This is a genomic window from Granulicella sp. S156 (genome assembly GCF_009766105.1).
Classification (GTDB): Bacteria; Acidobacteriota; Terriglobia; order Terriglobales; family Acidobacteriaceae; genus Granulicella.
Genome location: NZ_LMUH01000013.1, coordinates 92,694 through 116,662, shown reverse-complemented (window position 1 = coordinate 116,662; position 23,969 = coordinate 92,694). Strand labels below are relative to the sequence as shown.

The following is a 23,969-nucleotide window of genomic DNA, read 5'->3' as shown; positions in this document are numbered from 1 at the left end:
ATCAAGCCGCTTTTTCGTGATGTCCTTTGGCGTGAAGAGGAAGAGCCCGCGCGATTCGTTCCGCCCTTCTGGGTGTATTCAGGGCCTCCCAAAGGTCGATACGTCGCTGCGTATTCAGCCAGAAGTCCGCAGAGTTGCCAAAGACCTTCGCCAGGATAAGTGCCGTATCGGCCGTAATTGCTCGGCGGTCGCGGCAGAGTTCATTCACATGCTTTCGTGGCAAGCCTGAACGCTCGGCCAACTCGGTCTGGGTAAGACCCAGCGGTTCGAGGAACTCCTCTACAAGCAGTGTCCCCACAGATACCGGCTTCCTCTTCGTCAATAACATCGCTTCTCCACGTCTTTATCTATAGGAATGATCGTCTAGATAGATATCGCGTGCTTCACTACCATTCCATCGAAAAATCAACCGCCATCGTGTGTTTACGCGAATGGAGTGCCACCCCTCGAGCGAACCGCTCAATCGCTCAAAATGATTGCTCGACGGAATACGAAGATCAGCGTCACAGGTCGCATCGTCGATCATCTGTAGTTTGCGAAAAACTCGATCCCGAAGGTCGGGTGGCAGCTTTTTCGCATAGACATCCTGCAGAAAGAAGTCACGAAGCCACTCGTCCCGCCAACTTTCGATCATCGAAATCAGTGTACCACTGTGCGGTACAGCGACCTATCGTCCGACAGCCTGTTCGGCAGCCACCGCTGCTCCAATGACACGGGTCATCTGGTTGTCTTCGACGACCTCCAGCATGTAACCCTGCAGAGGACTCATCTTCACCATCTGGTGCAGATAGTCTTTGAGCATGTTCAGGTCGAGAAAGCGAATGTTGTAGCCGGTGATGAAGAACCTTCCCGGGCCCCTGAAGTGGATCGAGGTGGCCGTCGCCGCAGCCAGAGCCTTGTGCCACAGATGCTTGAACTCGAGGCAGCGCGGATCGGGCTTTTCGCGGCGGTTCGCCGCTTCAAAGACCTCTTCGGGCTCCATATCGAGGAACCGAAGCCGCATGGAGCGATGGCCCATGATGCCTTCCAGATGCCCCCGGCCCCCGCAACCACAGTAATTTTCCTTGGCGTCGAGGGTAACGATCGAGTGCCCGCCCTCCCCGACGCTCTCACTGAACGGATACAACCCGTAGCCAATGCCAGTACCCAGCGTCCAGACGCGAATAAAGTGGTCGAGCTTATCGTGCTGCGAGGCCAGACCTGCGGCCATAGCATCGGCGTCGTTCAAGATGCAGACCGATGCTGAGATGCCGAGTGCAGCAAGCCCGGTCGAAACCCGTTCCTGAATGCGTGCGCCCTTGAGCTGTGGAAGGTTCGGCGCTTCTTCGACGACACCGTTGCGGACGAGTCCGGGCAGGGCGATTCCAACGGCGGCGATTGTCTTTTCGTTGCCCTTGGCCGCTTCAGCAACCACGAGGCAGATTGCCGTAATGACGGAGTCTGTAGGCATCTCAACCAGGGAGTCGTCGTCATCGGCATCGGCCGGCGCTTTGCCCACAGGGTAGTTGTGGAGTTCTCCGCTGAGCTTGTGGCCGACGATCAGACCCGCATATACGCGCTCGGCGAGGACAACGCCTACGGTCTGCAATGAATCATCCTGGGATTTCGCCATCTTTCTTGCCTTTCACTGAGTGATCCACTTCTCGACGGTCAAAGTCTGAAGTGCTCAGACAGTAGCTGGACAAAGGTTCGTCCGTCAAACTCGTCAGACGTTCGCGACGCGATTGAGGCCATTGAAGGCCGCCACCTTGTAGCATTCGGCCAGCGTCGGATAGTTGAAGACGGTCTCGACAAAGTAGTCCAACTTGCCCCCGAGCGCCATGACAGCCTGCCCGATGTGCAGCAGTTCGCTGGCACCTTCACCGATGATGTGGACCCCCAGAAGCGAGTGGTTTTCGCGATGGAAGATGATCTTCAGCCGCCCAGTCGTGTCTCCGCGGATCTGGCCGCGGGCGATCTCGCGGTAGTAGGCCACACCGACCTCGTAGGGCACATCTTCCTCGGTAAGCTGCTCTTCGGTCTTGCCGATGAAGCTGATCTCGGGGATGGTGTAGATGCCGTAGGGGTAAAAGCTCGGGTTGGAGACGATGCTCTCGTCGCCGAAGGCGCGGGCGGCGGCAATGCGGCCCTGCTCCATGCTTACCGACGCCAGCGAGGGGAAGCCGATCACGTCGCCCACCGCGAAGACCGTCGGCTGTTTGGTGCGGAAGTCCTTGTCGACCGGGATGCGGCCGCGACTATCGGAGTCCACACCGACCGCCTGCAGATTCAGCTCGTCGACGTTGCCCTGGCGACCGACTGCATACAACAGCGCGTCCGCCTGCACCTTCTTCTTCGATTCGAGGTTGGCCACTACCGTGCCGTCAGCCATCTCTTCCACCGACTCCACTTCTTCATTGAGCCGCATGGTCACGCGGGCGTCGCGAAGGTGATAGCTGAGGGCTTCGATGATCTCCTGGTCGGCGAACTCGAGCAGGCGCGGACGGCGTTCGATAAGCGTAACGCGAACTCCAAGTGCGGCAAACATACAACAATACTCGACGCCGATAACGCCGCCGCCCACGATGATCATCGTCTTGGGCAGGGTGGTGAGGTTGAGCACCAGATCGGAGTTGATGATGGTGGTCCCGTTGATGGGGACTTTTTCAGAGGTAGCGGGCTTGGTCCCGGTGGCGATGAGGATGTTCTTCGCCTCGTAGATCGACGCGCCCTTGGTGTTGGTTACCTTGACGTGCGTGGCGTCTTCGAAGCTGGCGACACCGACCAGCATCTCGATGTTGTTGCGCGAGAGCTGCGCTTCGGTCACATCGATCTCGGTCTTGATGACGTGCTGCACACGGAAGGCGAGGTCCGCCATCGTGATGCGCTCCTTCACCCGGTAGTTCATGCCGTAAATCGACTTGTAGTTGTAGCCGGAGAGGTGGAGGACCGCCTCTCGCATGGTCTTCGAAGGGATGGTGCCAGTGTTGATACAGGCCCCTCCGACGACTTCCCGCATCTCAACGAGAGCGATCTTTTTACCCAGCTTGGCGCCGTAAATGGCGGCACGCTGCCCAGCTGGGCCGGAGCCAATGACGATAAGGTCGTAAACAGTGCCCATAGGCTTCTTGAAGATCTCCAGAAATAATATGCAGGCGCTCAACTACGCGCGAAGTATTGCCACCGGTGTCTATCATATGCCTTCGAGCGGAAATGATTTATGAATAGACTGGGGCGAGTGATCCGCTATGCCATCACCGACAGCTCACGTTTCAGAGATGAAACGACCTGGCGCACCGAGCTGATTGCACATGCGCGACGATGGGCCAGCCAAAAGATTGACTTCGTACAGCTTCGCGAGAAGACACTAGAAGCCGGTGAACTCCTGGCACTGGCCGAGGCGATGCTGGCTATCTTTCAGGAGCAGGGTGGCCACACGAAACTGCTGATCAATGGCCGTACGGACGTGGCGATTGCGGCCAAAGCGGACGGCGTTCACCTGACCTCCCAGCGCGAGGGCCTGACACCCGCTCTGGTGCGGCAACTCTATGCTCAAACGACGAGGCGTGAGCCAATCGTGAGTACGTCGTGCCACAGCCTCGTCGAGGTGGAGCGAGCCTGCTCCCTGGGCACGGACCTGATTCTGTTTGGCCCAGTGTTTGAGAAGCTCGTGGACGGCCGTGTTGTCACTGCGGGCGTGGGGCTGGACATGTTGCGGCGTGCCTGCACGAGTGCCGGGGAAACTCCTGTGTTGGCGCTGGGTGGAGTGACCGAGGAGAATGCTGCGGCGTGTGTTGAGGCGGGAGCTGCGGGTGTGGCGGGAATTCGGCTGTTTGACTAGTACTGCAGTCGTACCTATGAACCCGCACCAAAGCCTGTCATTTCGACCGACCAACGGGAGTGGAGAAACCCCTGTATTGTGCGATGCCCTCGAGGACACGCTCGCCTGATGCAAGGACACACTTTTGCAGTTGGACGTCACACAATTCTGGCAATGTAGTACGAAGTGTTCCCTTTGGCTTTTCCGGCAGTACGGACTTCCGCGAAATACAGGGGTTTCTCCACTCCCGTTGAATGACACGTATTGGACGTTGCCTTCTTGCCACAAGATGACGAAGAAAAGAAAAAGTAGGGACAAAACCAAACCTTTTCTTCCGACACAGGGTTTACACTCGTGAGCGCTGATCGATCGTGCCCGAGGTGAAGTGATGGTAAGGCAACAAAGTTCTCGCAGTAACTTCCGTTTATCCGGCCGTGCATGGCCGCTTGCCGCACTCACCTTTGCGCTTCTGCTGGCTCCCGTTGCTGTTCGGGCCCAAGAGGAGGATTCGGCACCACCAGACGATCCCAACGCGTCGCAGCAGGATCCGCCATCCGTGGTGGCGCGGCTGAGCGTGCTTAACGGGAACGTCTCGCTGCAGCCTGCGAGCGTCAACGATTTCAGCCCCGCGAACCTCAACTATCCGCTGACAACCGGCGACCGCCTCTACACCGACAACGGCGCCCAGGCCGAGCTTGAAACCGGCCAGGTTGCCGTACGGTTGGGCGCACTGACCGACTTCACGGTCACCGCGATGACCGACCAGTTGCAGCAGTTCGGTCTGGCACAGGGTAGCGTGCACGTACGCACGTTCGCGCTCAACCCAGGCACGACGCTGGAACTCGACACCCCCAACGCCGCCGTGACCGTGCTCGCCCCCGGCGATGTTCGCGTCGATGTCTATCCCAACAGCGATACCACCGTCGTGACGCTGCTCTCCGGGCAGGCGCAGGTGAACGCCCAGGGATTCCAGCAGGTGTTGCAGCCGGGCGAATCGGCGCAGCTTGCCGGATCCAATCCGGTGACCGCGCAGGATGTACAGCCTGCCAGGCCCGATGCCCTCGACAACTTCTCCGCCAGCCGGGACAACACGTACCAGAGCGCTGAGTCCGGTGAAGGCAACTACGTAAACTCGGAGACCATCGGCGCCGACGATCTCAGCAACTATGGCAGTTGGGACAACTCCTCTTCCGACGATGGCCCCGTGTGGTATCCGAGTGGCGTTGCCGCAGACTGGCAGCCCTACTGCTACGGCCATTGGGCCTGGATCGCTCCGTGGGGATGGACCTGGGTGGAGCAGGAGCCGTGGGGCTTCGCGCCCTTCCACTATGGCCGCTGGGGCCGCTTCGGCAACCGCTGGGGATGGGTACCGGGACCACGGGTCGTGCGTCCCATCTACTCACCGGCGCTGGTAGTGTTCGTCGGCGGGGCGCGGTTCGCAGTCGGCGGCACGGGTGTGGCCGCATGGTTCCCCCTGGGCCCGCGTGAGCCGTATGTGCCGTGGTATCACTCCAGCGCGCTCTATACGAATCGCGTCAATGTGACCAACATCTACAACCGCAATACCGTCGAGGTGCGGAACATCTACAACCAGCGCACGACGAACGTCTACGTCAACAACACGGTCGTCAATCGCGTGTATGTGAACCGTCAGGTGGCGACGGTAGCCGTGCCGCAAAATGAGTTTGCCGCAGGACGGTCTGTGTCCCGTGCGGCACTGCATCTCCCTGCCCAGCAACTGGCGCAGGCGACGGTGCTGCCGCATCCGATGGTGACGCCGACACGGGAGATTGTCAGCTCCACGCCAGCACGGGCTGTGCCACGGCAGATCCAGCGGCCTGTGCTGGAGACGCGAACCGATGAGACCCGGACTCTTGAGGGAGATCGCAATCAACCTGTGACCATCACAAGGCCAGTCTCCCGTCCGGCACCGCCGACGAGCGTACGGCCCATCACACAGCCGGGCGGATTACCCGTACGCCAGTCCGGGGAGCAGTACGTGGCACCCATAGGCAATCAACCGGTTCCGCCCTCCACGGGAGAAGTCAATCAGCCCAATCCTGAGCGTCGCATCGAGCAGATGCCGCCCTCCACTCGCCAGCCGGTGACACCGCAGGAGAATCCGTCTGAAGTGCGTCCGACGGTTAGCCGCAGTACCCCGGACCTCGAGGAGCAGCGGCCGGCACCACCCGAGCAGCGTCCTCTGGTCAATCGCGCTGTGCCACCGTCGCCGAATGCGAACTTCGAGCAGCAGCGACAAGCCATCGAGAGCACCGACCCGGGACGTCCGCTGGGCCCTCGGCAGATGGAAAACGTGCGCGAGAATCGTCCGGCTGGAGAACCCCAGCAGCGTGAGTCGGTTCCACATCCCCAACCGGCTCCGCGCCCCGCGCCACCGCCACCCAGCCGTCCGTCGCCGCCAAGTGGCGGTGGTAAGAAGTAAGAGCTGAGTCGTGCTGATGCAGGGAAGAACCACCACAGAACTGTCATCTCGACCGTAGCATGATGGTTTTATCGTCATGCGAAGTGGAGAGACCTGCAGATTGTCCGCGCAGGCGATAGTGCTGGTGCAAACAACCTGCAGGTCTTGACGCAAAGCGCGCCACAAACATTTGCATCGCGCTCTGCAACCTGCAGGTCTCTCCGCTACGGCGGCAAAAGCGCCGCCTCCGGTCGAGATGACACGGTAGGGGTGGGATTGAAAGAGGCACATCACAACTACTCAGGAAAATGCTTTAACGCAGATCAATCGCCAAACGGGTGTGGGCCTGTGATCTTCAAGGACTTACCGGCCATAAGCCCCCACGCCCAACGCATTCCAACGCAGGCGAAGAGCAGTTGCAGCGCTGCGAGGCTGAAGTGTCCAACAAACATCTGGATGAACGGCGCAAACAAGAGCACCGGATAGGCCCAGAACGGTACATCGGGTGATCTCATGACCGCAAGGGTAGAAGCCAGAATGACGGCGATATAGGTCAACAACGCAGCCATCACCTGATAGCGGCGGCCTCCAAAACCGTGAGAACCGATCCTCATAGCCTTGCCGATGGCGTAGCCGACGCCAATTGCGGCGAAGACCATCCAACCGCCGGTTAGCCGAAAGAGCGAAAAATACACCAGGCCGGACATGGCGGCGGCAAGGCTCCCGGTGGCGATCGAGCGCAGAAACACAGCACGAGTGTTCGCGGCCTGTATGTCCCCTACGCGCACGGCGCAGGGACTGCAAACGCGATACTTGTCCACGTTGAAGTACCCACTGTCCAGCCCGCGCATGCAGAACTCGCAGTTTTCCAGGGTCGTAGCGCTGCCGTACTCGGCGCGATGGAAGTTGAGTGAGTCGAGCGGCATTAAACAATATTAGAGCGATTTCACAGTTACTGAAATCCAGCAAAGATTGTGCAATGTGGTTTTCCTTGGGAGAAAACCACGCAACCGTCTTTCGCTCCGGCTTGCACCTACTGTGAAATCGCTCTAGCGAGCGAAGGGATGCCGGACAGCTCCGGGTTCACCAGACGTCATGCGCCAGGCTGCGCGCAGGCCGATAAAAAGAATGAACAGTCCCAGGATCGCTCCCCCAGGAGAATCATGGAATTCGAGGAACGGTTTTAAAAAGCCGTACTTCCCAAGCGCAACGATGTTGTGCGCAGATATTGGAATATTCACGCCATCCTTACGCACACCCCACCACAGCAACAGCGCATTGCCAAAGGCCACCGCACCGCAGGTCATCACTAACGCTGCAATCTGATAGGGGCGTCCTCCCCGTCCACTGGAACCCATCGTCATAGCCTTTGCGACGAGGTAAGCCACGCCAACGGCGAGATAGCCGATCTCAATATGCGTGATGCCGATAAACGCCGCATAGATGACGGCTCCCAGGATGGCCCCGGCGACACCAAACGCAAGCGAACGCAGAAAGAGTGCGGAGTCGAACTCCGCCGGCGGCAGAACGGGGGTATCGATGTACTCCGCTTGATCGAAGTTTGGAGGTGTGATGGACATGATGGTTGCAGCGAAGGATACCAGAGTCAAACCGCGATTCTGGTACTTTCTTTCTTGCCCGGCAACTAAATGCCTTACTCGGCGAGACCATCCAGTTCAGGCTTCGTCCTACAGTCATCCCTGATGCACAGGAGTATGACCATGCAAGCCAAACCACTCGTTCGCGACCTTGCCCTGCTGACCTTCGCCGCTACCCTCGGATGGTGGGCCCATGGAGCGAACTCCAGTGTCCATGCCCAGCCCTCAACGTCCGACTCGGCCGCGCGCGGAACAGACAGCGGCCTTGAGTTCCAGTTCAGCGGCTCTAACATCAAGGATTCATTGACGATCTACAACTCCGGCAACCACACGCTATATGTGTATCCGGCAGCCAGCGGCAGCTCCAACATCAACTGTGCCTACAGCTTCCACATCGATCGCCCGGGCGGCCCCATCGAGCGTGAGAATTGCCCGGTGGGGTCGTTCCAGCCGCATTAAGACGGCTCATACGCACCGCAAGCCTATCGCAGGTGCGTCGTGAGAAAATATAGTTGATGATCTCCGTCTCTAATGTAACCATGCGCTACGGCGCAAAGCTGCTCTTCGAGGACGTCTCCGTGACGTTCACCACTGGCCGTCGCTACGGCCTGACCGGGCCCAACGGCGCCGGCAAATCCACCTTTATGAAGGTGCTGACCGGCGAGATCGAAGCCCAAAAGGGTACCGTCGTCCGCCCCAAGAAAATTGGCGTCCTCAAACAGGACCAGTACGAGTTCGATGCCTATCGCGTTGTCGACACCGTCATCATGGGCAATAAGTCCCTGTGGGCGGCCATGGAGGAGCGCGAAATCATCTACAACAAGCCCGAGATGACGGACGAAGACGGCTCCCGGCTGGGCGAGCTCGAAGGCATCGTCGGCGATGAGGATGGGTATGAGGCCGAGGTAAACGCCGCGGTTCTGCTTCAGGGACTCGATATCCCCGACGAGCTGCACGAGCGCAAGATGAGCGAGCTGCAGGGCGGCCAGAAGGTGCGCGTGCTGTTGGCGCAGGCACTGTTCGGCAATCCCCAGGCGCTGCTGCTCGACGAGCCTACGAACTATCTCGATCTCGAGTCCATTCACTGGCTTGAAGAGTTTCTCAACCGCTACAACGGCACGGTCATCACCATCTCGCATGACCGGCACTTCCTCAACAACGTCTGCACGCACATCGCCGACATCGACTACGAGACGATCATTACCTACAACGGCGGCTACGACGATATGGTGCTGCAGAAGACCAGCGTCCGTACCCGCATCGAGAGCCAGAACGAACAGCGCGAGAAGAAGATCGCGCAACTTAACGACTTCATCGCCCGCTTCTCGGCAGGTACGCGCTCTTCGCAGGTGAACTCGCGTAAGAAGGAAGTCGAGCGGCTCGCTACAAGCGAATTGGCTCGCTCCAATATTGCGCGCCCCTTCATCAGCTTCAAGATGGAGCGCCCCTCCGGCAAGAACGTCCTCGAGTTCGAGCAGGTCAACAAGGCCTACACGCAGCCCGACGGCAAGACCGAGCATGTCATCAATAACTTCACCGCATCGGTTACGCGTGGCGACAAGGTAGTCCTCATCGGCCGCAATGGCCAGGGCAAGACTACGCTGCTAAAAGCTCTGCTGGCCAACGGTCCTGGCGTTGAAGAGAAGGATGTTTCGATCGATTCGGGTGTTGTGAAGTGGGGCCACGAGGTACAGATCGGCTACTTCGCACAGGACCACAAGGGCTCCATCCAGCTCGGCATGACGGCCAGCGACTGGCTGCACCAGTACGACCCCAAGGCCACCAAGGAAGACATCCGCGGCATCCTCGGACAGATGTTATTCCGTGGCGAAGAAGGCCTGAAGAAGACCGATGCCCTCTCCGGCGGCGAGGCTGCGCGACTGCTCTTCTGCAAGATCATGCTGCAGAAGCCCAACGTGCTGGTACTCGACGAGCCCACGAACCATCTTGATCTGGAGAGCATCAACGCGCTCAACCAGGCGATCCAGAAGTACGAAGGCACGGTATTTCTGGTCACTCACGATCAGGACCTGATCGAAGAGGCAGGCACGCGTATCTGGCACTTCGAGGGCGGCCCCACCGACTTCCGCATCACGGACCACAAGGGGCCTTACGAGGAGTACCAACAGCAGTTGGCGATGAGCACCAAATAACCGTGCAAACGCGCAAGCAACAGGAGTACCAGCCGCAGCTGGCGATGGCCTCGAAGTAGCAGTTTGTCAGTTCCCGGTATCGACACCGGGAACTGACCGATAGCCGACACAACTCTTGCCGTGTTTCTGCAGTCTGATAGCTTGGAACTGTATGAAGAAGAGCGACATCTATCGCCTGTTGATGGCGGGCGCGATCCTTGTTGTACTTCTGAATACGTGGATGGCCTGGCGCTCGCTGAGCAAGCTGTTTACGACGCAGGGCTGGCTGTCGCAGACGCTGGACGTTCTTTCGCACACCGAAAGCCTGGCTCTGAACATGCGTACGGCAGATAGCGCCGTGCGCGGCTACATCCTCACAGGTTCGCCTGCCTTCGAGAAGCAATACCATGCCTCATCGCAGGGCGTATACGCAGAGATCGACGAGGTCCAGCGGCTCACAGCCGACAGCGAATCGCAGCAGCAGCGGATCGCGTACCTGCGCACGCGGGTAGCGGCGAAGATGGGCACGCTCGACTCCGCCAACGCGCTACGCTCCGGCAATTCATCAGCAGGCCCGATAGAACCAAACCTCCTGGAACCACTGCTGACCGACTATCCCGGTGGTGGTCAGAGCGTCGCGTATGCCATCAGCCAGATTGAAGCCGAAGAGCATCGCTTGCTCATCGAACGCACCCGTGAGACAAAGAATGCCAGCAAAGAAGTATGGATCAGCTTCATTGCCGTCTCGCTGCTCGATATCCTTCTGATTGCCGCTGCCTTTGAACAGCTGGTTCGCGCCCACCGCAGTCACCTTCAGATCGCCGAGGATGCGGCTTCAATCGAGGCGCTCAACAATGAGCTGACGAGAGTGAACACCGAACTCGAAGGACGAGTGGAGGAGAGGACGCAGGAGCTGGCGGAATCGAATCAGGAGCTTGAGGCGTTCAGCTACTCGGTCTCGCACGATCTGCGCGCGCCGCTGCGGACCATTGACGGGTTCTCGCTCGCGCTGATGGAGGACTTCTCCGACAAGCTGAACGACGAGGGTCTCGACTACATTGCGCGCATACGCAACGGTGTGCAGCGCATGGGCATGCTGATCGATTCCCTGTTGCAGCTCTCACGCGTGACCCGTTCTGAGGTTCATCGCGAGCGCGTGGATATCTCGCAGCTCGCGAAGCTGGTGTTCGACGAGCTTACCGCCTCCGATCATGATCGGGCGATCGTCTTCGTCGCCCAACCCGGAGTGCTGGCACAGGCCGATCCGAGGCTGGTGCGGATTGCGCTGGAAAACCTGATCGGCAACGCCTGGAAGTTCACCTCGCGGACACCGGAGGGGCGCATCGAATTCGGCAGTGACGTGCGAGAGGGCCGCACCGTATACTTCATTCGAGACAATGGTGCGGGCTTCGACATGCAATACGTCGACCGTCTATTCACTGCCTTCCAACGCTTGCACGGGGACCGTGACTTCAAGGGTTCGGGAATAGGTTTGGCGACTGTCTCGCGCATTATCCGCCGCCATCAGGGTTCCATCTGGGCCGAAAGCGAACTTGGCAACGGCGCAACATTTTTCTTCACCCTCGCCGCATAATGGCCTGGCTCTCTGTGGCACAACTTGTTGTAGGAAGGATTCACGGTTGCCTATGATTCTCCTGGTAGAAGACGATCCGGATCACGAAGCGCTGGCTTTGCGAGCGCTTCGTAAAGCCAATGTGGCCAATGAGATTCGGGTTGCCCGCGATGGTACAGAAGCCATCGAGTATCTCAACGGTATCACCAACGGAAACGCGGTACCTCAGCTCATTCTGCTCGACCTGAAGCTGCCTAAGGTAGACGGCCTCGAGGTTCTGCGGGTCATTCGCGCCTCCGACAAAACAGCCATTCTGCCGGTAGTCGTGCTGACCTCGTCGGACGAAGAGCGCGACATCGTCGCCAGCTATCGCCTGGGCGTGAATAGCTATATCCGGAAGCCCGTAAACTTCACCGATTTTGCCGAAGCCACCAAGCAGCTCGGCATGTACTGGTTGTTGCTCAATCAATGCCCACCGTCGCAATAAACCCCGAAGCGCCACTGCGGGTCCTCATTATCGAGGACTACGAAGAGGACGCACTGTTGCTCCAGCGCCATCTTTCGCGCGCGGGATACAAGGTTGACGCGCGCCGCATCGAGACGGCATCCGAGCTAAAAGCTGCTCTTGAGGAGCCCGACCGCTGGGATCTCGTGATCGCCGACTACACGCTGCCGGCCTTTGGCGCGCGCGATGCCCTGAAGCTGATTCAGAAGAGCGGCATCGATCTGCCTTTCATCATCGTCTCGGGCACGATCGACGAAGTCTCAGCCGTGAATGCGATGCGCGCCGGAGCGCACGACTATGTTTTGAAAGGCCACCTCGAACGCCTGCTTCCGGCGATCGAGCGCGAGCTGGCAGACGCCGGCCTGCGCCAGGAGCGTTTGCGCACAGAGGCCGAACTGCGGCTGGCACAACAGCGCTTCTCCGCAACCTTCAACCAGGCTGCGGTCGGCATGGCCCACACCTCGATCGAGGGGCGCTTTCTACTGGTCAATCAACGGCTGGCAGGGATGCTGGGTGAGCCCATCGAAAAACTGCTCGCACTGCAGTTGCGGGACTTCCTTCTCTCCTCCGAGCGCGAACTGGACCGCTCCATCCATGCCGAGCTGATCGCCGGCCGCAGAAGCGGCTATCGCGTGGAGCGCACACTGATGCGCTATGACGGATCGACCTTTCCCGCACAACTGACCGCCTCGCTGCTCAAGCCGGATGGCCATCCGCAGCCCACCGTACTGTGGGTGGTGGAAGATATCTCCGCACGCAAGGCTGCGGAACGCGAGACCACAGAGCTGATGACCAGGCTCATCAACTCCGAGCGATTGGCTGCGGCTGGACGCATGGCCAACACGCTTGCGCACGAGATCAACAATCCGCTGGAAGCGCTGACCAACCTCTTCTACCTGCTACAGACGCATGAAGACCTGCCCACACAATCACGCGAGTTGGTTGAGATCGCGGCTCGCGAGATCGAACGCGTAGGGCACATTACGCGCTCCACCTTGAGCTTCTATCGCAAACTGCCGGGACGCACCATCGATCTGTGCACGATGCTCGAGGAGGTTGTCCAGCTCTTTCAGACTCGTGCCAAGCAGCACAGCGTCGAGATCACCACGCGTTATTCCGGCGACATCAACTCGGCACACTACGATCCGGCGCTGCGGCAGGTGTTTGCGAATCTCGTCGGCAACGCGCTGGAGGCGATGGAGGGCAGCAGCGGCAAGATTCAGGTGCGCGCGCGTCTGACAGGAGGCTTCGCGGTGGTAACTGTCGCCGATAACGGCCATGGCATCGACCCAGTGAATCTGCAGGCGATCTTCGAGCCGTTCTTTACCACCAAGGGCGAACGCGGAACCGGGCTGGGGCTGTGGGTGACGCGAGGCATCGTAGAAGAACAGGGCGGAACGCTGCGGTTGCGCTCCTGCACCACGGGCAGACGTGGCACAACCATCCGCATCCGGCTGCCGGTCAACGCGTCTTCAAAAATAGCGGCAACGCGAGAGGGTTGAGCGCCACAGAGGTAGAATCATGCCATGGCACAAAGCTACCAACTCTCGTCCAAGAAGAATGTGCTCGGCCAGCCCCTGGAAGCCTGCGGCCTCGATCCTCTGGCTCCGGTGACCGGTTTCTATCGCGATAACTGCTGCAACACAGGACCGGACGATCTTGGTGTGCACACGGTGTGCTGCATCGTCACGGAGAAGTTTCTGGCTGTCTCGGCACAGCTAGGCAACGATCTTTCGACGCCGATGCCACAGTACGGTTTTCCGGGACTCAAGCCTGGGGACCGCTGGTGTGTCTGCGCAGCTCGATGGCTGCAAGTACAGCAAGCCGGAGCCGCCTGCCCGGTTGTCCTCGAAGCTACGCATGAAGACACGCTGGAGATCGTGCCCTTCGAGATCCTGCTGCAGTTCGCGGTCATCCCCGAGACTCTGCACTAGGCGAAATTTAACTCTCTATTCACAGCAAGCTTGCCCATCCCACAGCCCTTCGTTGAGGCGTAAGCTTTTTATTTTCTATTTCTTGAGCGAAATTAGCGGAAGATCGATGATGGATTCCGATTTTTGAGTTCTTTCTCGCCGAATCTCCGTCTAATACAAATCACGCCTTATCTTGACATATCACTCTTCATTGGATGAGTCTGGATCTATTCACTTATTCAGAATGCAGCGTAGATTGAACCGGTCCGTAATTCCGTAATGAAGAGCAGAGGCCGCAGTAAACGCTGAAATCTATCGTCCGGCAGAGAGATTCTGCCCGTACCTCATTTCAGGAGCTAGTGCCTCGCATGCAAGCAACCTTTGCGAATTCCCTCCGCGCTGTAGCAGCCGTGACCTTGTTGGCTCTATGTACGGCGCTGCCGTCCATGGCTCAGAACGCCGCTCTCGGCAGCATCTCGGGCACCGTCCGTGATGCCTCGGGCGCGCTCGTACCGGGAGCCACAGTCACCATTAACAACACCGGAACAGGAGCGTCCCGTACCCTGACGACCGATTCGGAAGGCCACTATGCTGCGGGCTTCCTGCAGCCGGGCAAGTATGAAGTGGTCGCCGGTGGGGGTAGCTTCGGCAAGATCGATCGCAAAAACATCGATGTTACGGTCGGCGCCACAACTACGGTGGATGCGGCCCTGCCAAACGCCAGCGTCTCCACGGAGGTTATCGTCACCACCGACGCACCGCTCCTGGATACTGAAAAAGTGGAAGGATCGCAGGTGGTCGACCAGCAGCTCGTCGCCAACCTCCCAGTCGCCAGCCGCCGTTTTGACAGCTTCGTGCTTTTGACGCCCAACGTCGTCCCCGACGGCAACACAGGCCTCATCTCCTATCGCGGCATCTCCGGCCTGTACAACACCAATATCGTCGACGGCGCCAATAACAACCAGCAATTCTTCTCAGAAGCGCGCGGCCGTTCCGTTGGAGCACCGTACGTCTACCCCGTAGATGCCATTCAGGAATTCGAGTCCTCTTCGACCGGCTACTCGGCCGAGCTCGGCGGCGCAGCCGGCGGCATCATCAATGCCATCACCAAGTCTGGCGGCAATCAGTTCCACGGCGATGCCTATGAGTACTACCGCACACCAGGACTCAATGCTCTCGACGCCGTCAACAAGTTCAACAAGATCTACACGCAGCCGGTGAAGGTGCAACACCAGTTCGGCGTCTCCGTCGGCGGCCCGATCATGAAGGACAGGCTGTTCTTCCACTTCACCTATGACGGCTACCGCAAGGTGAACCCGATTGCGTACACCTCGACCTACAACACAGGAACGACCAGCGTCGCTAACCTTGTGAATCTTTGCAATGGCAGCACTACCCCTGTCGTCGATGGAACCGCCATCTATCCGACCACAATACCCAACGTCTCGGCCACACAGTGCTCTGCTGCTGTGAACTATCTGCAGACACAGCTCGGAGCCTTTGGCCGCGACGTCACACAGGATGTCTACTTCCCCCGCCTCGACTATCAGCTCAACAGCAAGACTCATCTTTCGGCCAGCTTCCTGTTTGAGGACTTCAAGCAGCCGAACGGGTACAACTCCTCCACCACTGTCTCTAACGGTGGCATCTCGCAGAACGGTCCCAACAGCTATCACGAACGCTTCTTCGTCGCGAACGCGGAGACTGCGATTTCGAACCACGCGGCAAACGTAGTCCACTTCCAGTGGGCACGCGACCTGGAGACTGCCGGAACGAACTCGGGCGGCCCAGCTAACAGCCTGAGCAACCTGATCGCCTACGGTGAGACCTCCGCTCTTCCCCGTGGAGCCTTCCCGGACGAGCATCGCTGGCAGATTACCGACATCTACTCGCTTACAGTCGGCCACCATAGCATCAAAGCCGGCTTCGACCTGAACCTCGTCCATGAGCAGATCGCCAATCTCTTCGGCGGCGATGGCAGCTTTTCTTACTCGAACTCACTGCCCGAACTCAACTTCGCCAACTGGGTGCAAGACGTTTTTAGCGTCAATCCGACCGTTGGCACTGCTGGTTCCGCCAGCGCGGTTCGTCACTATAACTCATTTAGCCAGACTGTCGATCAGCTGACCGGCATAGGCGCAGATGACTTCTGGAACCAGAACATCGATGGCTTCATCGAAGATTCCTGGAAGGCGACATCCAACTTCCTGCTCAGCGTGGGCCTGCGTTATGACGCGCAGCTTGTGCCGGGTCCGGATCGTCCCAACACCACGAATCCCGTCGCCTTCAATGCGACTTCGCAGATCAACCCTGATCTCAAGATGTTCCAGCCGCGTATCGGCTTCTCATGGAACCCCTATCCCGGCACAGTAGTTCGTGGCGGCTATGGCATCTTCTACGGTCAGACCTCCAACTCGGCCTACTACACACTGCGTCGTGAAAATGGCGTCTATCAGAAGCAGTATGGCCCCATCAACTCTGTCGGCTCGCCGGTACCGTACGCCGCTTCCGGCGCGAAGCTTGCGAATGGCACAATCTGCACGCCGGCAGCGGGTGCGAACCGCTGCTATGACAATCCGGGGTCGTATGTCTCCTACGCTCCGGTCGGTGGCGTACCTATCTATCCGCCACCTGGACCTGCGCCGATCAATGAGGTGACCGGTGCCGCCATCACGCCGACAGGACTATCCTCTATTCCTGCTGGAACCATCACCATCCGCGGCATGGATCCCAGCTTCCAGAATGCACAATCGCAGTCGATTGATCTGGCAGTAGAACAGGTCCTTCCACTGAAGACGACACTGACGGTTTCTTACGTCGGCAACCGTGGTCTGCACCTGCCGGTCTACGTCGATACCAACGTCGATCCTTCGTCGGTTCGCAACGACCTGACTTACAAGTACACCAACGCTTCGGGCGCAGTGAGTTCCTTCAGCGTGCCGGTGTATACCAATAAGCTGTACGGCAGCACCGGGACTGTAGCGACCGGATTCTCGGACGTCAATAGCTGGTACCACTCCTTCGTCGCTTCGGTGCGCAAGCCCCTGAGCAACGGCGTAGAAGTGCTGGCGAACTACACCTGGGCACACAGCATGGATGACGGTCAGGCATCGGGCACCAACGGCACCTTCAACGGCACCGACGCTCCGCTGATTCCGTTTGCACTTGGACCGCACCAGGGACGCGCCGCCGAATATGCGCGCTCGGACCTCGATATGCGGGGTCGCTTCGTCGGAACGCTGCTCGGCAAAACGCACCTGCCCATCGCTAACCGCTATGCGGCATTCGCTGCCAATGGCTGGGAGCTTTCGGGAACCTACACCGCGCAGACCGGTCTGCCCGTCACCGGCTTCGTGAGCGGCACGGTAACTGGCCTGACCAGCGGCGTATACGCTACCGACCCCACACGCAAACTCACAGATGGCGGCGTCACCAACGCAGTCTTCACTTCGGGCACTGCGACTCGCGTACCCGATCAAATCGCCGGAAGAAACTCCTTCAAGGGACCTGGCCTCCACAACCTGGACGCGCGCGTCTCGCGTGAGTTCCCAATCCCTTACCGGGGACTTCGGTTTGAGATAGCGGCTGAAGCGTTCAACCTCGTCAATCACCGCAACATCCTGTCGGTCAACAACAGCTACGCAACGTATACCCAGTCGGTAAACGGCAGCGGGAGCTGCCCAACTACCTCAACCGTGGCAACATCCAACACCGCTATCGGCTGCTTCACGCCGTTCGCAGCGTTCGGCACACCACTCACTACATCGAACGTGCTGTACGGCGAGCGTCAGATACAGTTGCTCGGCAAGTTGTACTTCTAACTCTCAAACGTATTACTAACGAACGGCCCGGAGCAATCCGGGCCGTTTTGTTTTCGGCCTTCTCTTAGCACTAGAGTGTTTGCACCGATGGTGTGATGCGAGGGATGAATTACCTCAGAACTGTCATCTCGACCGGAGCATGATGGTTTTATCGTCATGCGCAGTGGAGAGACCTGCAGGTTGCCCACGCAGGCAATAGTGCCGCAGGAGAAATTGCAGGTCTCTCCGCTACGACGGCAAAAAGCGCCGCCTCTGGTCGAGATGACAAGGTGTGCGAAGGGTAGAAAAATACCACGTCACACTATCGGTGAAAATGCTCTAGTGTGCGGCGGCAACGATGCCTAGCCTATCAAACAAGAAGGGCACGGCTTCCCATGAAGCCGTGCCCTTCTTACTGCGGACTAGTTGAATTAGTACGTGATGTGAAGGCCCATAGTGATAGCACGTGAGCCACCGATAGTGCCTGTGACCGAACCGAAGCTTGCGCCGTTATTGGGGCATCCTCCAGCAGTCGTACAGGTGCCTTGACCATTCGTCAGGTTCAAGGGAACAGTAATCCCCTTACCAGTGCCGTTGATAATGGGCTTCTGATCCAGGTTTGCCAGTGCGGACTGCTGATCGCCTACACCGTTGCTAGTCACAATTTGGCCATAGTTGACGTAGTAGTTGTAGGTACTCGAACAGTTGTACTGGTTATCAGGGTTGTTGGCCGTTACGATTGCCGAAGCGGAGCATGCGGAACTCTGACGGATCTGCGTCTGGTTCTGCGGCACATCGAGGCTGGTTGTGTTGAAGATGTTGAAGACGTTGAAGGCATACTGAATGGCGACCCTGTCCGATACCTTGAAGCTCTTGCGGAACGAAATATCGGCACGTTTCTGATAGGACTGGCGGAAGATATTGCGCTGATTCCCAGGAGCAAAGTCCGTCTCATAGATATCCTGGGGATCGGTGCCGGTCGATACAGGAATACCCTTCTGACCCGGCTGGAGATAGTTGATTGCGATCTGGCTGGGATCGATGGTCGGGATGTAGTTACCACCCACTCCACGGAAGGAACCCTTATTGCCAGTAAGAGCGGCTTTCACGTTGGATGGGTTCTTGATCGGAAGCACAGGATTCATCAACAAGGGATAGTCGCCGTAGTTGATGCTGCCAACCGCGCCGTAGAACTCATAGAGCGAGTACGGCTCCCCACTCTGTATAACGCCGATTCCAGTCATGACCCAGTCGTTCACTACATAAGATAGCGCCGAGTGTGCCTTGGCCATATTAGGAAGCTGAGCCAGGAAGTTGATACTGATAACGTGCGTACGGTCGTAGTCGGAGGAACCCCACGAGTTGCGCAGATGGCTGGGATCGTCACCCGTAAAGAAAAGACCGATGTCGCTCTGCTCGTCGAGAGTGTGGCTCCAGGTGTAGTTAGCTCCGACCTGGTAGTTGTGAGAAAGCCGCTTTTCGATGTGTGTCTGGAGACCATCATAGGCAGACACGCCAACTGTCTTGAAGAGCGCAGCATTGGGGTTGTAGCCAACGTACGGCGCACGGAAGTCGGTGTTGCCACCGCTCTCCGTATTCCACGGCTCGTTGGCGATAGGTGCGTAGTCGTAACCAAGAAACTTGTTCTGGTTCAGGACCTCGAAGCCGTAGCTGTACTGCTCTCCGTTAGGATGGGGGTTCTTACCCAGCACCATTGCTGGATTGGTCGGGGTGGCAATCTGTGGTTCGTTAAAGGGAATCGGGATGACAGCATGGCGACCGCGGTTGCCGACATAACCAATGCTAATCGCGAGATCATTTCTCGGCTGCCACTGCATCTTAAGTGTGTAATTGATGGTGTAGGGCAGCACGTTGTTCTTGTCGTAAGCACCGAAGTACAGGGTATCCGGACAGTCTTGATAGCCTTCCTGACTATCCCGGCCTCCGCAGTTCGGGCCAAATTTAGCACTATTGCCCGTCATGCCATTAAGCGTGCTCTGCAATTCAGCAGTGATGGCACCCGGATTTTCAGCGGGAGCGACCGTACCGTTGCTGCCCAGCGGATCGGAAAGGCTCGTTCCGTTGCCGGTAATATCGTTTACGAGCGGAGCGGACTCAGTGACACCAAAAGGACCTGAAGCAGCGCCGCCCGCCGGTTGCGACAGATAGCTGTAAAGTTCTCCGCGGTCATAGTAGATACCCGCGCCGCCGTTAAAGACCACCTTGTTGTTGTCTTTCTTTGGCGACCAGGCAAAAGCGACACGAGGCGAAACGCCCCACTGGCGGCCCGTCAAAGTCGAATCACTTGTGCCGGGGGTCCCAAAGCCCGCTTTGTTGTTGCCGGCTATGACGAAGCCACTATTATTCACCGTAAACCCTGTTTCCGTAGTTCCGGAGACGTCATAGGCGTTGGGATCGAAGTTGAACATGTTGCCGTACTTTTCTGTCAGGCCACCGTGGTAGTCGTAACGAACGCCGGCAGTGATGGTCAGGGTCGGCAGCGCCTGCCACTTGTCCTGAACATAGCCATTCAATTCGTTGGAACGGTAGTAGCGGTGTGCGTTATTGTGCCCGCCCGAGATGCTATTGATATCGGTTGAACTCTTTGGTGTGCCTTGGAGAAAGGTCTCAAAGTTCTTGGTCGCAATCAACGGAAGGCCGGTACGATTGTTCTCGATGTTTAACTGCGTATAGCTATAGCCTCCACCGGCAAAAATCGTGTGGCTACCTATGGAATAGATCACGTTGGTCGAGGGATTCAGACGATTTTGATAGAACCCCGTATTGACAAAAGCGCTGTCAGGACCAACTTTGAGGGACGGAGACACGGTCGAGTTAGTGGCGAACTCACTGAGTAGCAGACCGGGCAATAGGCTAGGCGTATATTGCCCCACCTGGGTAGCGGCTCCGCTCCCAATTCCAAAGTTCGGACCAAGAGTCGGGTCGGCTGCGAGCGTTTGCTGGTAGTAGCTGTACGAGTACATGCGCGCATAGCCCAAGCGCTGCTCCCAGTTCAAATGTGAACCGATGGTAATGGTGTTATCGAGCGCGCCAACCTGAGATCCATTGTCCTGGCTTGTGGGAAATCCACCGGTTTGAGAGAAGCCGTATGGCTTTGTAACGGGATCGGTCTGATAGTAGTACTTGAACGAAAGCCGATCGATCTTGCTCACGTCATAATCCAAATCGGCTACCGCCTGGTTGGAGGTCATGACCGAGGTACCCAGCAGAGTTACGTTAGGAACGCCAGACACAAAAGCAGTCTGGTTTGGTATCTGGTTTGATGGAATCAGGTACTGGCCGTTGGGCAGCTTGGCCTGTAGCAATGCCATCGCAATATTGTTGAATGGTGTAGTGGTACCCAGGCCACTAACCGGCTTCCCGGCGTTCCAACTGGTAAGCGCATTGATGATGCCTGAAGTCGAGCGATCATCCGTAAGTCCGTAAGGAACGGTCATCTGAGATAGACCGGTGGACTGATCCGAGGCATAGAGGTGGTGATAGCCAAGGAAGAAGAACAGCTTGTCCTTCTTCAAAGGACCGCCCAATGTTGCCCCACTGGTCCAGCGATGCAGCGCTGGATTTTCCAGGGACTCGGGAAATGCACCAACGCCACTTTGACCAAGCAAATACTGCTGATTGAAGAAGAACGGGCTGGCATTTAGAGAGTTATTGGCAAAGGTCCCATAGACCTGCCCATGGAAGCTATTGGTACCGCTCAGAGTGTTGACATCGATCTGCGCACCACTGGTTGCGCCCTGTTGGGCGTCGTACATCGAAGTGTTAACGCGCATCTCCTGGATAGTCTCGGGAACAGGAGAGGGCAGACTGTTACCGTTGGAGCCGTACACAGAGGTCCCGACCGGATTCGCGCCGCCAACCGTAGCGCTGCCAGCCGAAGAGGAAGCGGACGTACTGCCAGCACCGATATTGAAGTTGTACCGCTGCGAGGTCGATCCGCTGGAACTCTTGCCGTTAAAGAGGTTTGTCGTATCGACACCATTCACCTGGAAGGTGTTGGAAGTATCACGCTGTCCGTTGGCCCAGATGGGCTGATTGCCCAGTCCTGCGTTAGAGTCCAGGCCACTAAGCAACTCAGAGTTGACGCCCGGCGAGAGCACAGCAAGTTGCGTAAAACTCCCCGTAGCCAGCGGCGTAAGCGCGATCTGCTCCTTGTCCAGCGTATAGCCGTTAGTAGAGTCGGTGGCGTTCAGCAGAGTGTTGGCAGTAACTTCGACCGACGTCGTTGCCTGCCCCACCTTCAAGGTGACATTGAGAGTGGTTGCGCCCGCTTCCTGCACGGAGATACCGGATATCTCAGTGGTGTCGAAACCATCATGCGTGGCCTGGATTTTGTAGGTTCCAACGGGAAGATTGAAGATCTGGAAAAAACCATTGGACTGGGCGTTTACGGTTCGCGTGAAATGAATTTCGGCGTCGGTGACGGTGATCGTTGAACCGGAAACTGCGGCGCCTGAGGGATCGAGGACCGTTCCGTTGATCGAACCCAGTGTCTGCTGCGCGTTCGCTGTGGTCAGGCACGAAAACGCCGCTATAACCATCAAGCAACAAAAACCTCTGAACTGCCTCCAAAAATAACTTCTCATCTGTATCCCTTCTTGGTTAGCAAATCTATGAATTTTGCGGGAAATGAGGTAACTTCTGCATCTCTGTAACTAGGTTGCAGGTATTCTCTGGCTCAGATTATGAAGAACGGATGACAGGAATATAAAACAGTCTGAGCGGCTTGCGGCGCAAATTCAAGAAAATAATGCGCGGATCCGCATAACAGCCCAAACAGCCGCCTCGTGGCGGTCAGTTTTACTTGTGGAAGGGCAATCTCGTACGCAGCCCAGCTCAATGACTAAAGGGCCACCGCTCGTCTGACGCTTAGGCTGTCAGGCGAACGGTGGCCCTTCAAATTGGGACTATGCGGTCATCTATGTTTGCTGGCCACCTGCCGGCTTGTCAGCTGCATCGGAAAGCGTGACCTTCACATTCATCTGCTGGCGGCCACGGAAGATAACGATCGAAATCGTATCGCCAGCATGATGCGAATTGAGTACAGTCGACAGATCCTGGGGTGTCGTAATCTTCTGGCCGTCGGCACCGACGATCAGATCGCCGCCGAGCATCACCGGCGTGTTGCCCTTCCAGGCCTTCTGTGTGCCACCGTGCAGACCGGCACGTTCCGCAGCGCCGCCGTGCGTTACGCTCTCGATCAAGATGCCATAGTCCGCGGGTAGACCGATCTGCTCGGCAATGTCTGGGCCGATAGGCAACGTGATGATATCGAGCGACGGCCGGCGAACGTGGCCGTACTTCGCAAAGTCGTCCAGCGCCGCCTTGGCCGTGTCGATAGGAATGGCAAAGCCGATGCCCGCTGACTGGTCCGCGCCACCATTGGGGTTTGACGCGATGAGCGTCGTAATCCCGATGACCTCGCCTCGTGAGTTCAGCAGCGGACCACCGGAGTTGCCAGGGTTGACGGCGGCGTCGGTCTGGATGGCATCCTCGATGGGGTTGCCCTCCTCTCCACGTATAGAGCGAATGGCCGAGATGATGCCGCGCGTCATCGTTCCCGAGAGACCAAAGGGATTGCCGATGGCATAGACCCGCTGACCCACCACAAGCCCCTGCGAACCAGCCAGTGTGGCCGGGACGAGGTCGGGCGCGTTGTCGATCTTGATGAGGGCGAGGTCGTGAGCCTTGTCTATGCTCTTCACCTCCGCTTTGTAGTGGTGCGTATTCCAGAGCGTCACTTCGACTCGCTGGGCGTTGTCGATGACGTGGTTATTGGTCAGGATGAGGCCATCCTTATTGAGGATGAAACCGGAACCCTGCCCCTGCTGCGGAACCGGACCGTAGAAGAAGTTGAAGGCAACCGCTGTGCTGGTGATGTTGACCACCGAAGGCAGTGCACGCTTGTACACAGCGATGTTCTGCTGCTCCTCAGTGTCGAAGGCCGGAGCCGCAGAGGCTTCGGTCAGAGAAAGACTGCCCACCGGCCCGCTGAGCGAGGGGGGAGCGGCGACGTCGGGCGGCAGTGCGTGATGCAGCAAGCCAGCGAGCGCCCCTACAGGCATCATGCGGGTGGTGAGGTAGTAGAAGCCACAGACAATCAAAAGCACGAGCAGAATAGGACGCAATTTCATCAGCATGACCTTGGCAACACCCTGTAACGAGCGTGCTCCTAGAATTTTAGCGTTTCAGGGGTCGTGAGACAG

17 protein-coding genes are annotated in these 23,969 nt (G+C 57.9%); 9 read left to right on the top strand and 8 right to left on the bottom strand.

All coding sequences use genetic code 11. The features are described 5' to 3' along the window. Position 1: 1 nt before the first annotated feature. The 4 genes from GSQ91_RS10490 to sthA form a co-directional block, all read right to left on the bottom strand. Positions 2–328 carry a HigA family addiction module antitoxin gene (locus GSQ91_RS10490; RefSeq protein WP_158821508.1) on the bottom strand — a complete coding sequence of 109 codons (327 nt, stop codon included), beginning with the start codon at positions 326–328 and terminating at the stop codon, positions 2–4. Positions 329–343: 15 nt separating this feature from the next. After that, positions 344–634, bottom strand: coding sequence for a type II toxin-antitoxin system RelE/ParE family toxin (locus GSQ91_RS10485; RefSeq protein ID WP_158821507.1), 291 nt, complete (start codon positions 632–634; stop codon positions 344–346). Positions 635–667: 33 nt separating this feature from the next. Beyond that, on the bottom strand, positions 668–1,612 hold the full coding sequence (locus tag GSQ91_RS10480; RefSeq protein WP_174240676.1) for an ROK family protein: 945 nt from the start codon (positions 1,610–1,612) through the stop codon (positions 668–670). 93 nt (positions 1,613–1,705) lie between these two features. Beyond that, positions 1,706–3,100 carry a Si-specific NAD(P)(+) transhydrogenase gene (gene sthA / locus GSQ91_RS10475; RefSeq protein ID WP_158821506.1) on the bottom strand — a complete coding sequence of 465 codons (1,395 nt, stop codon included), beginning with the start codon at positions 3,098–3,100 and terminating at the stop codon, positions 1,706–1,708. Between the two features lie 99 nt (positions 3,101–3,199). Here sthA and GSQ91_RS10470 point away from each other — a divergent pair, with 99 nt between their 5' ends. Next, a complete protein-coding gene (locus tag GSQ91_RS10470; RefSeq protein ID WP_158821505.1) occupies positions 3,200–3,820 on the top strand; it encodes a thiamine phosphate synthase in 621 nt (206 codons plus the stop codon). 367 nt (positions 3,821–4,187) lie between these two features. Beyond that, positions 4,188–6,242 carry a DUF6600 domain-containing protein gene (locus GSQ91_RS10465; protein WP_158821504.1) on the top strand — a complete coding sequence of 685 codons (2,055 nt, stop codon included), beginning with the start codon at positions 4,188–4,190 and terminating at the stop codon, positions 6,240–6,242. Positions 6,243–6,544: 302 nt separating this feature from the next. Here the strand turns inward: GSQ91_RS10465 and GSQ91_RS10460 are convergent, their stop codons facing one another. After that, positions 6,545–7,147 carry a hypothetical protein gene (locus GSQ91_RS10460; RefSeq protein WP_158821503.1) on the bottom strand — a complete coding sequence of 201 codons (603 nt, stop codon included), beginning with the start codon at positions 7,145–7,147 and terminating at the stop codon, positions 6,545–6,547. A 123-nt stretch (positions 7,148–7,270) separates the two neighbouring features. Beyond that, on the bottom strand, positions 7,271–7,831 hold the full coding sequence (locus GSQ91_RS10455; RefSeq protein WP_158821502.1) for a hypothetical protein: 561 nt from the start codon (positions 7,829–7,831) through the stop codon (positions 7,271–7,273). 111 nt (positions 7,832–7,942) lie between these two features. On the opposite strand from GSQ91_RS10455, the gene GSQ91_RS10450 reads away from it, so the two are divergent. From GSQ91_RS10450 to GSQ91_RS10420, 7 genes are all read left to right on the top strand, one after another. After that, complete coding sequence (locus tag GSQ91_RS10450; RefSeq protein ID WP_158821501.1) at positions 7,943–8,278, top strand: hypothetical protein; 336 nt, start codon at positions 7,943–7,945, stop codon at positions 8,276–8,278. A 56-nt stretch (positions 8,279–8,334) separates the two neighbouring features. Beyond that, positions 8,335–9,972: an ABC-F family ATP-binding cassette domain-containing protein gene (locus tag GSQ91_RS10445; RefSeq protein ID WP_158821500.1), complete on the top strand. Its 1,638-nt coding sequence runs from the start codon at positions 8,335–8,337 to the stop codon at positions 9,970–9,972. A 151-nt stretch (positions 9,973–10,123) separates the two neighbouring features. Then, a complete protein-coding gene (locus GSQ91_RS10440; protein ID WP_158821499.1) occupies positions 10,124–11,545 on the top strand; it encodes an ATP-binding protein in 1,422 nt (473 codons plus the stop codon). A gap of 52 nt (positions 11,546–11,597) precedes the next feature. Continuing rightward, positions 11,598–12,011, top strand: coding sequence for a response regulator (locus tag GSQ91_RS10435; RefSeq protein ID WP_158822160.1), 414 nt, complete (start codon positions 11,598–11,600; stop codon positions 12,009–12,011). Next, entirely contained in the window at positions 11,993–13,531 is a 1,539-nt protein-coding gene (locus tag GSQ91_RS10430) for a hybrid sensor histidine kinase/response regulator (RefSeq protein WP_158821498.1), read from the top strand. The genes GSQ91_RS10435 and GSQ91_RS10430 overlap by 19 nt, the downstream gene beginning before the upstream one ends. A gap of 24 nt (positions 13,532–13,555) precedes the next feature. Next, positions 13,556–13,963: a DUF2237 family protein gene (locus GSQ91_RS10425; protein WP_158821497.1), complete on the top strand. Its 408-nt coding sequence runs from the start codon at positions 13,556–13,558 to the stop codon at positions 13,961–13,963. Positions 13,964–14,310: 347 nt separating this feature from the next. After that, positions 14,311–17,763, top strand: coding sequence for a TonB-dependent receptor (locus tag GSQ91_RS10420; protein WP_158821496.1), 3,453 nt, complete (start codon positions 14,311–14,313; stop codon positions 17,761–17,763). 410 nt (positions 17,764–18,173) lie between these two features. Here the strand turns inward: GSQ91_RS10420 and GSQ91_RS10415 are convergent, their stop codons facing one another. Both GSQ91_RS10415 and GSQ91_RS10410 read right to left on the bottom strand, forming a co-directional pair. Then, positions 18,174–22,304 (bottom strand): TonB-dependent receptor, encoded by a 4,131-nt coding sequence (locus tag GSQ91_RS10415; protein WP_254064567.1) that lies wholly within the window; start codon positions 22,302–22,304, stop codon positions 18,174–18,176. 378 nt (positions 22,305–22,682) lie between these two features. Beyond that, complete coding sequence (locus tag GSQ91_RS10410) at positions 22,683–23,897, bottom strand: S1C family serine protease (protein WP_158821494.1); 1,215 nt, start codon at positions 23,895–23,897, stop codon at positions 22,683–22,685. Between the last annotated feature and the right edge of the window lie 72 nt (positions 23,898–23,969).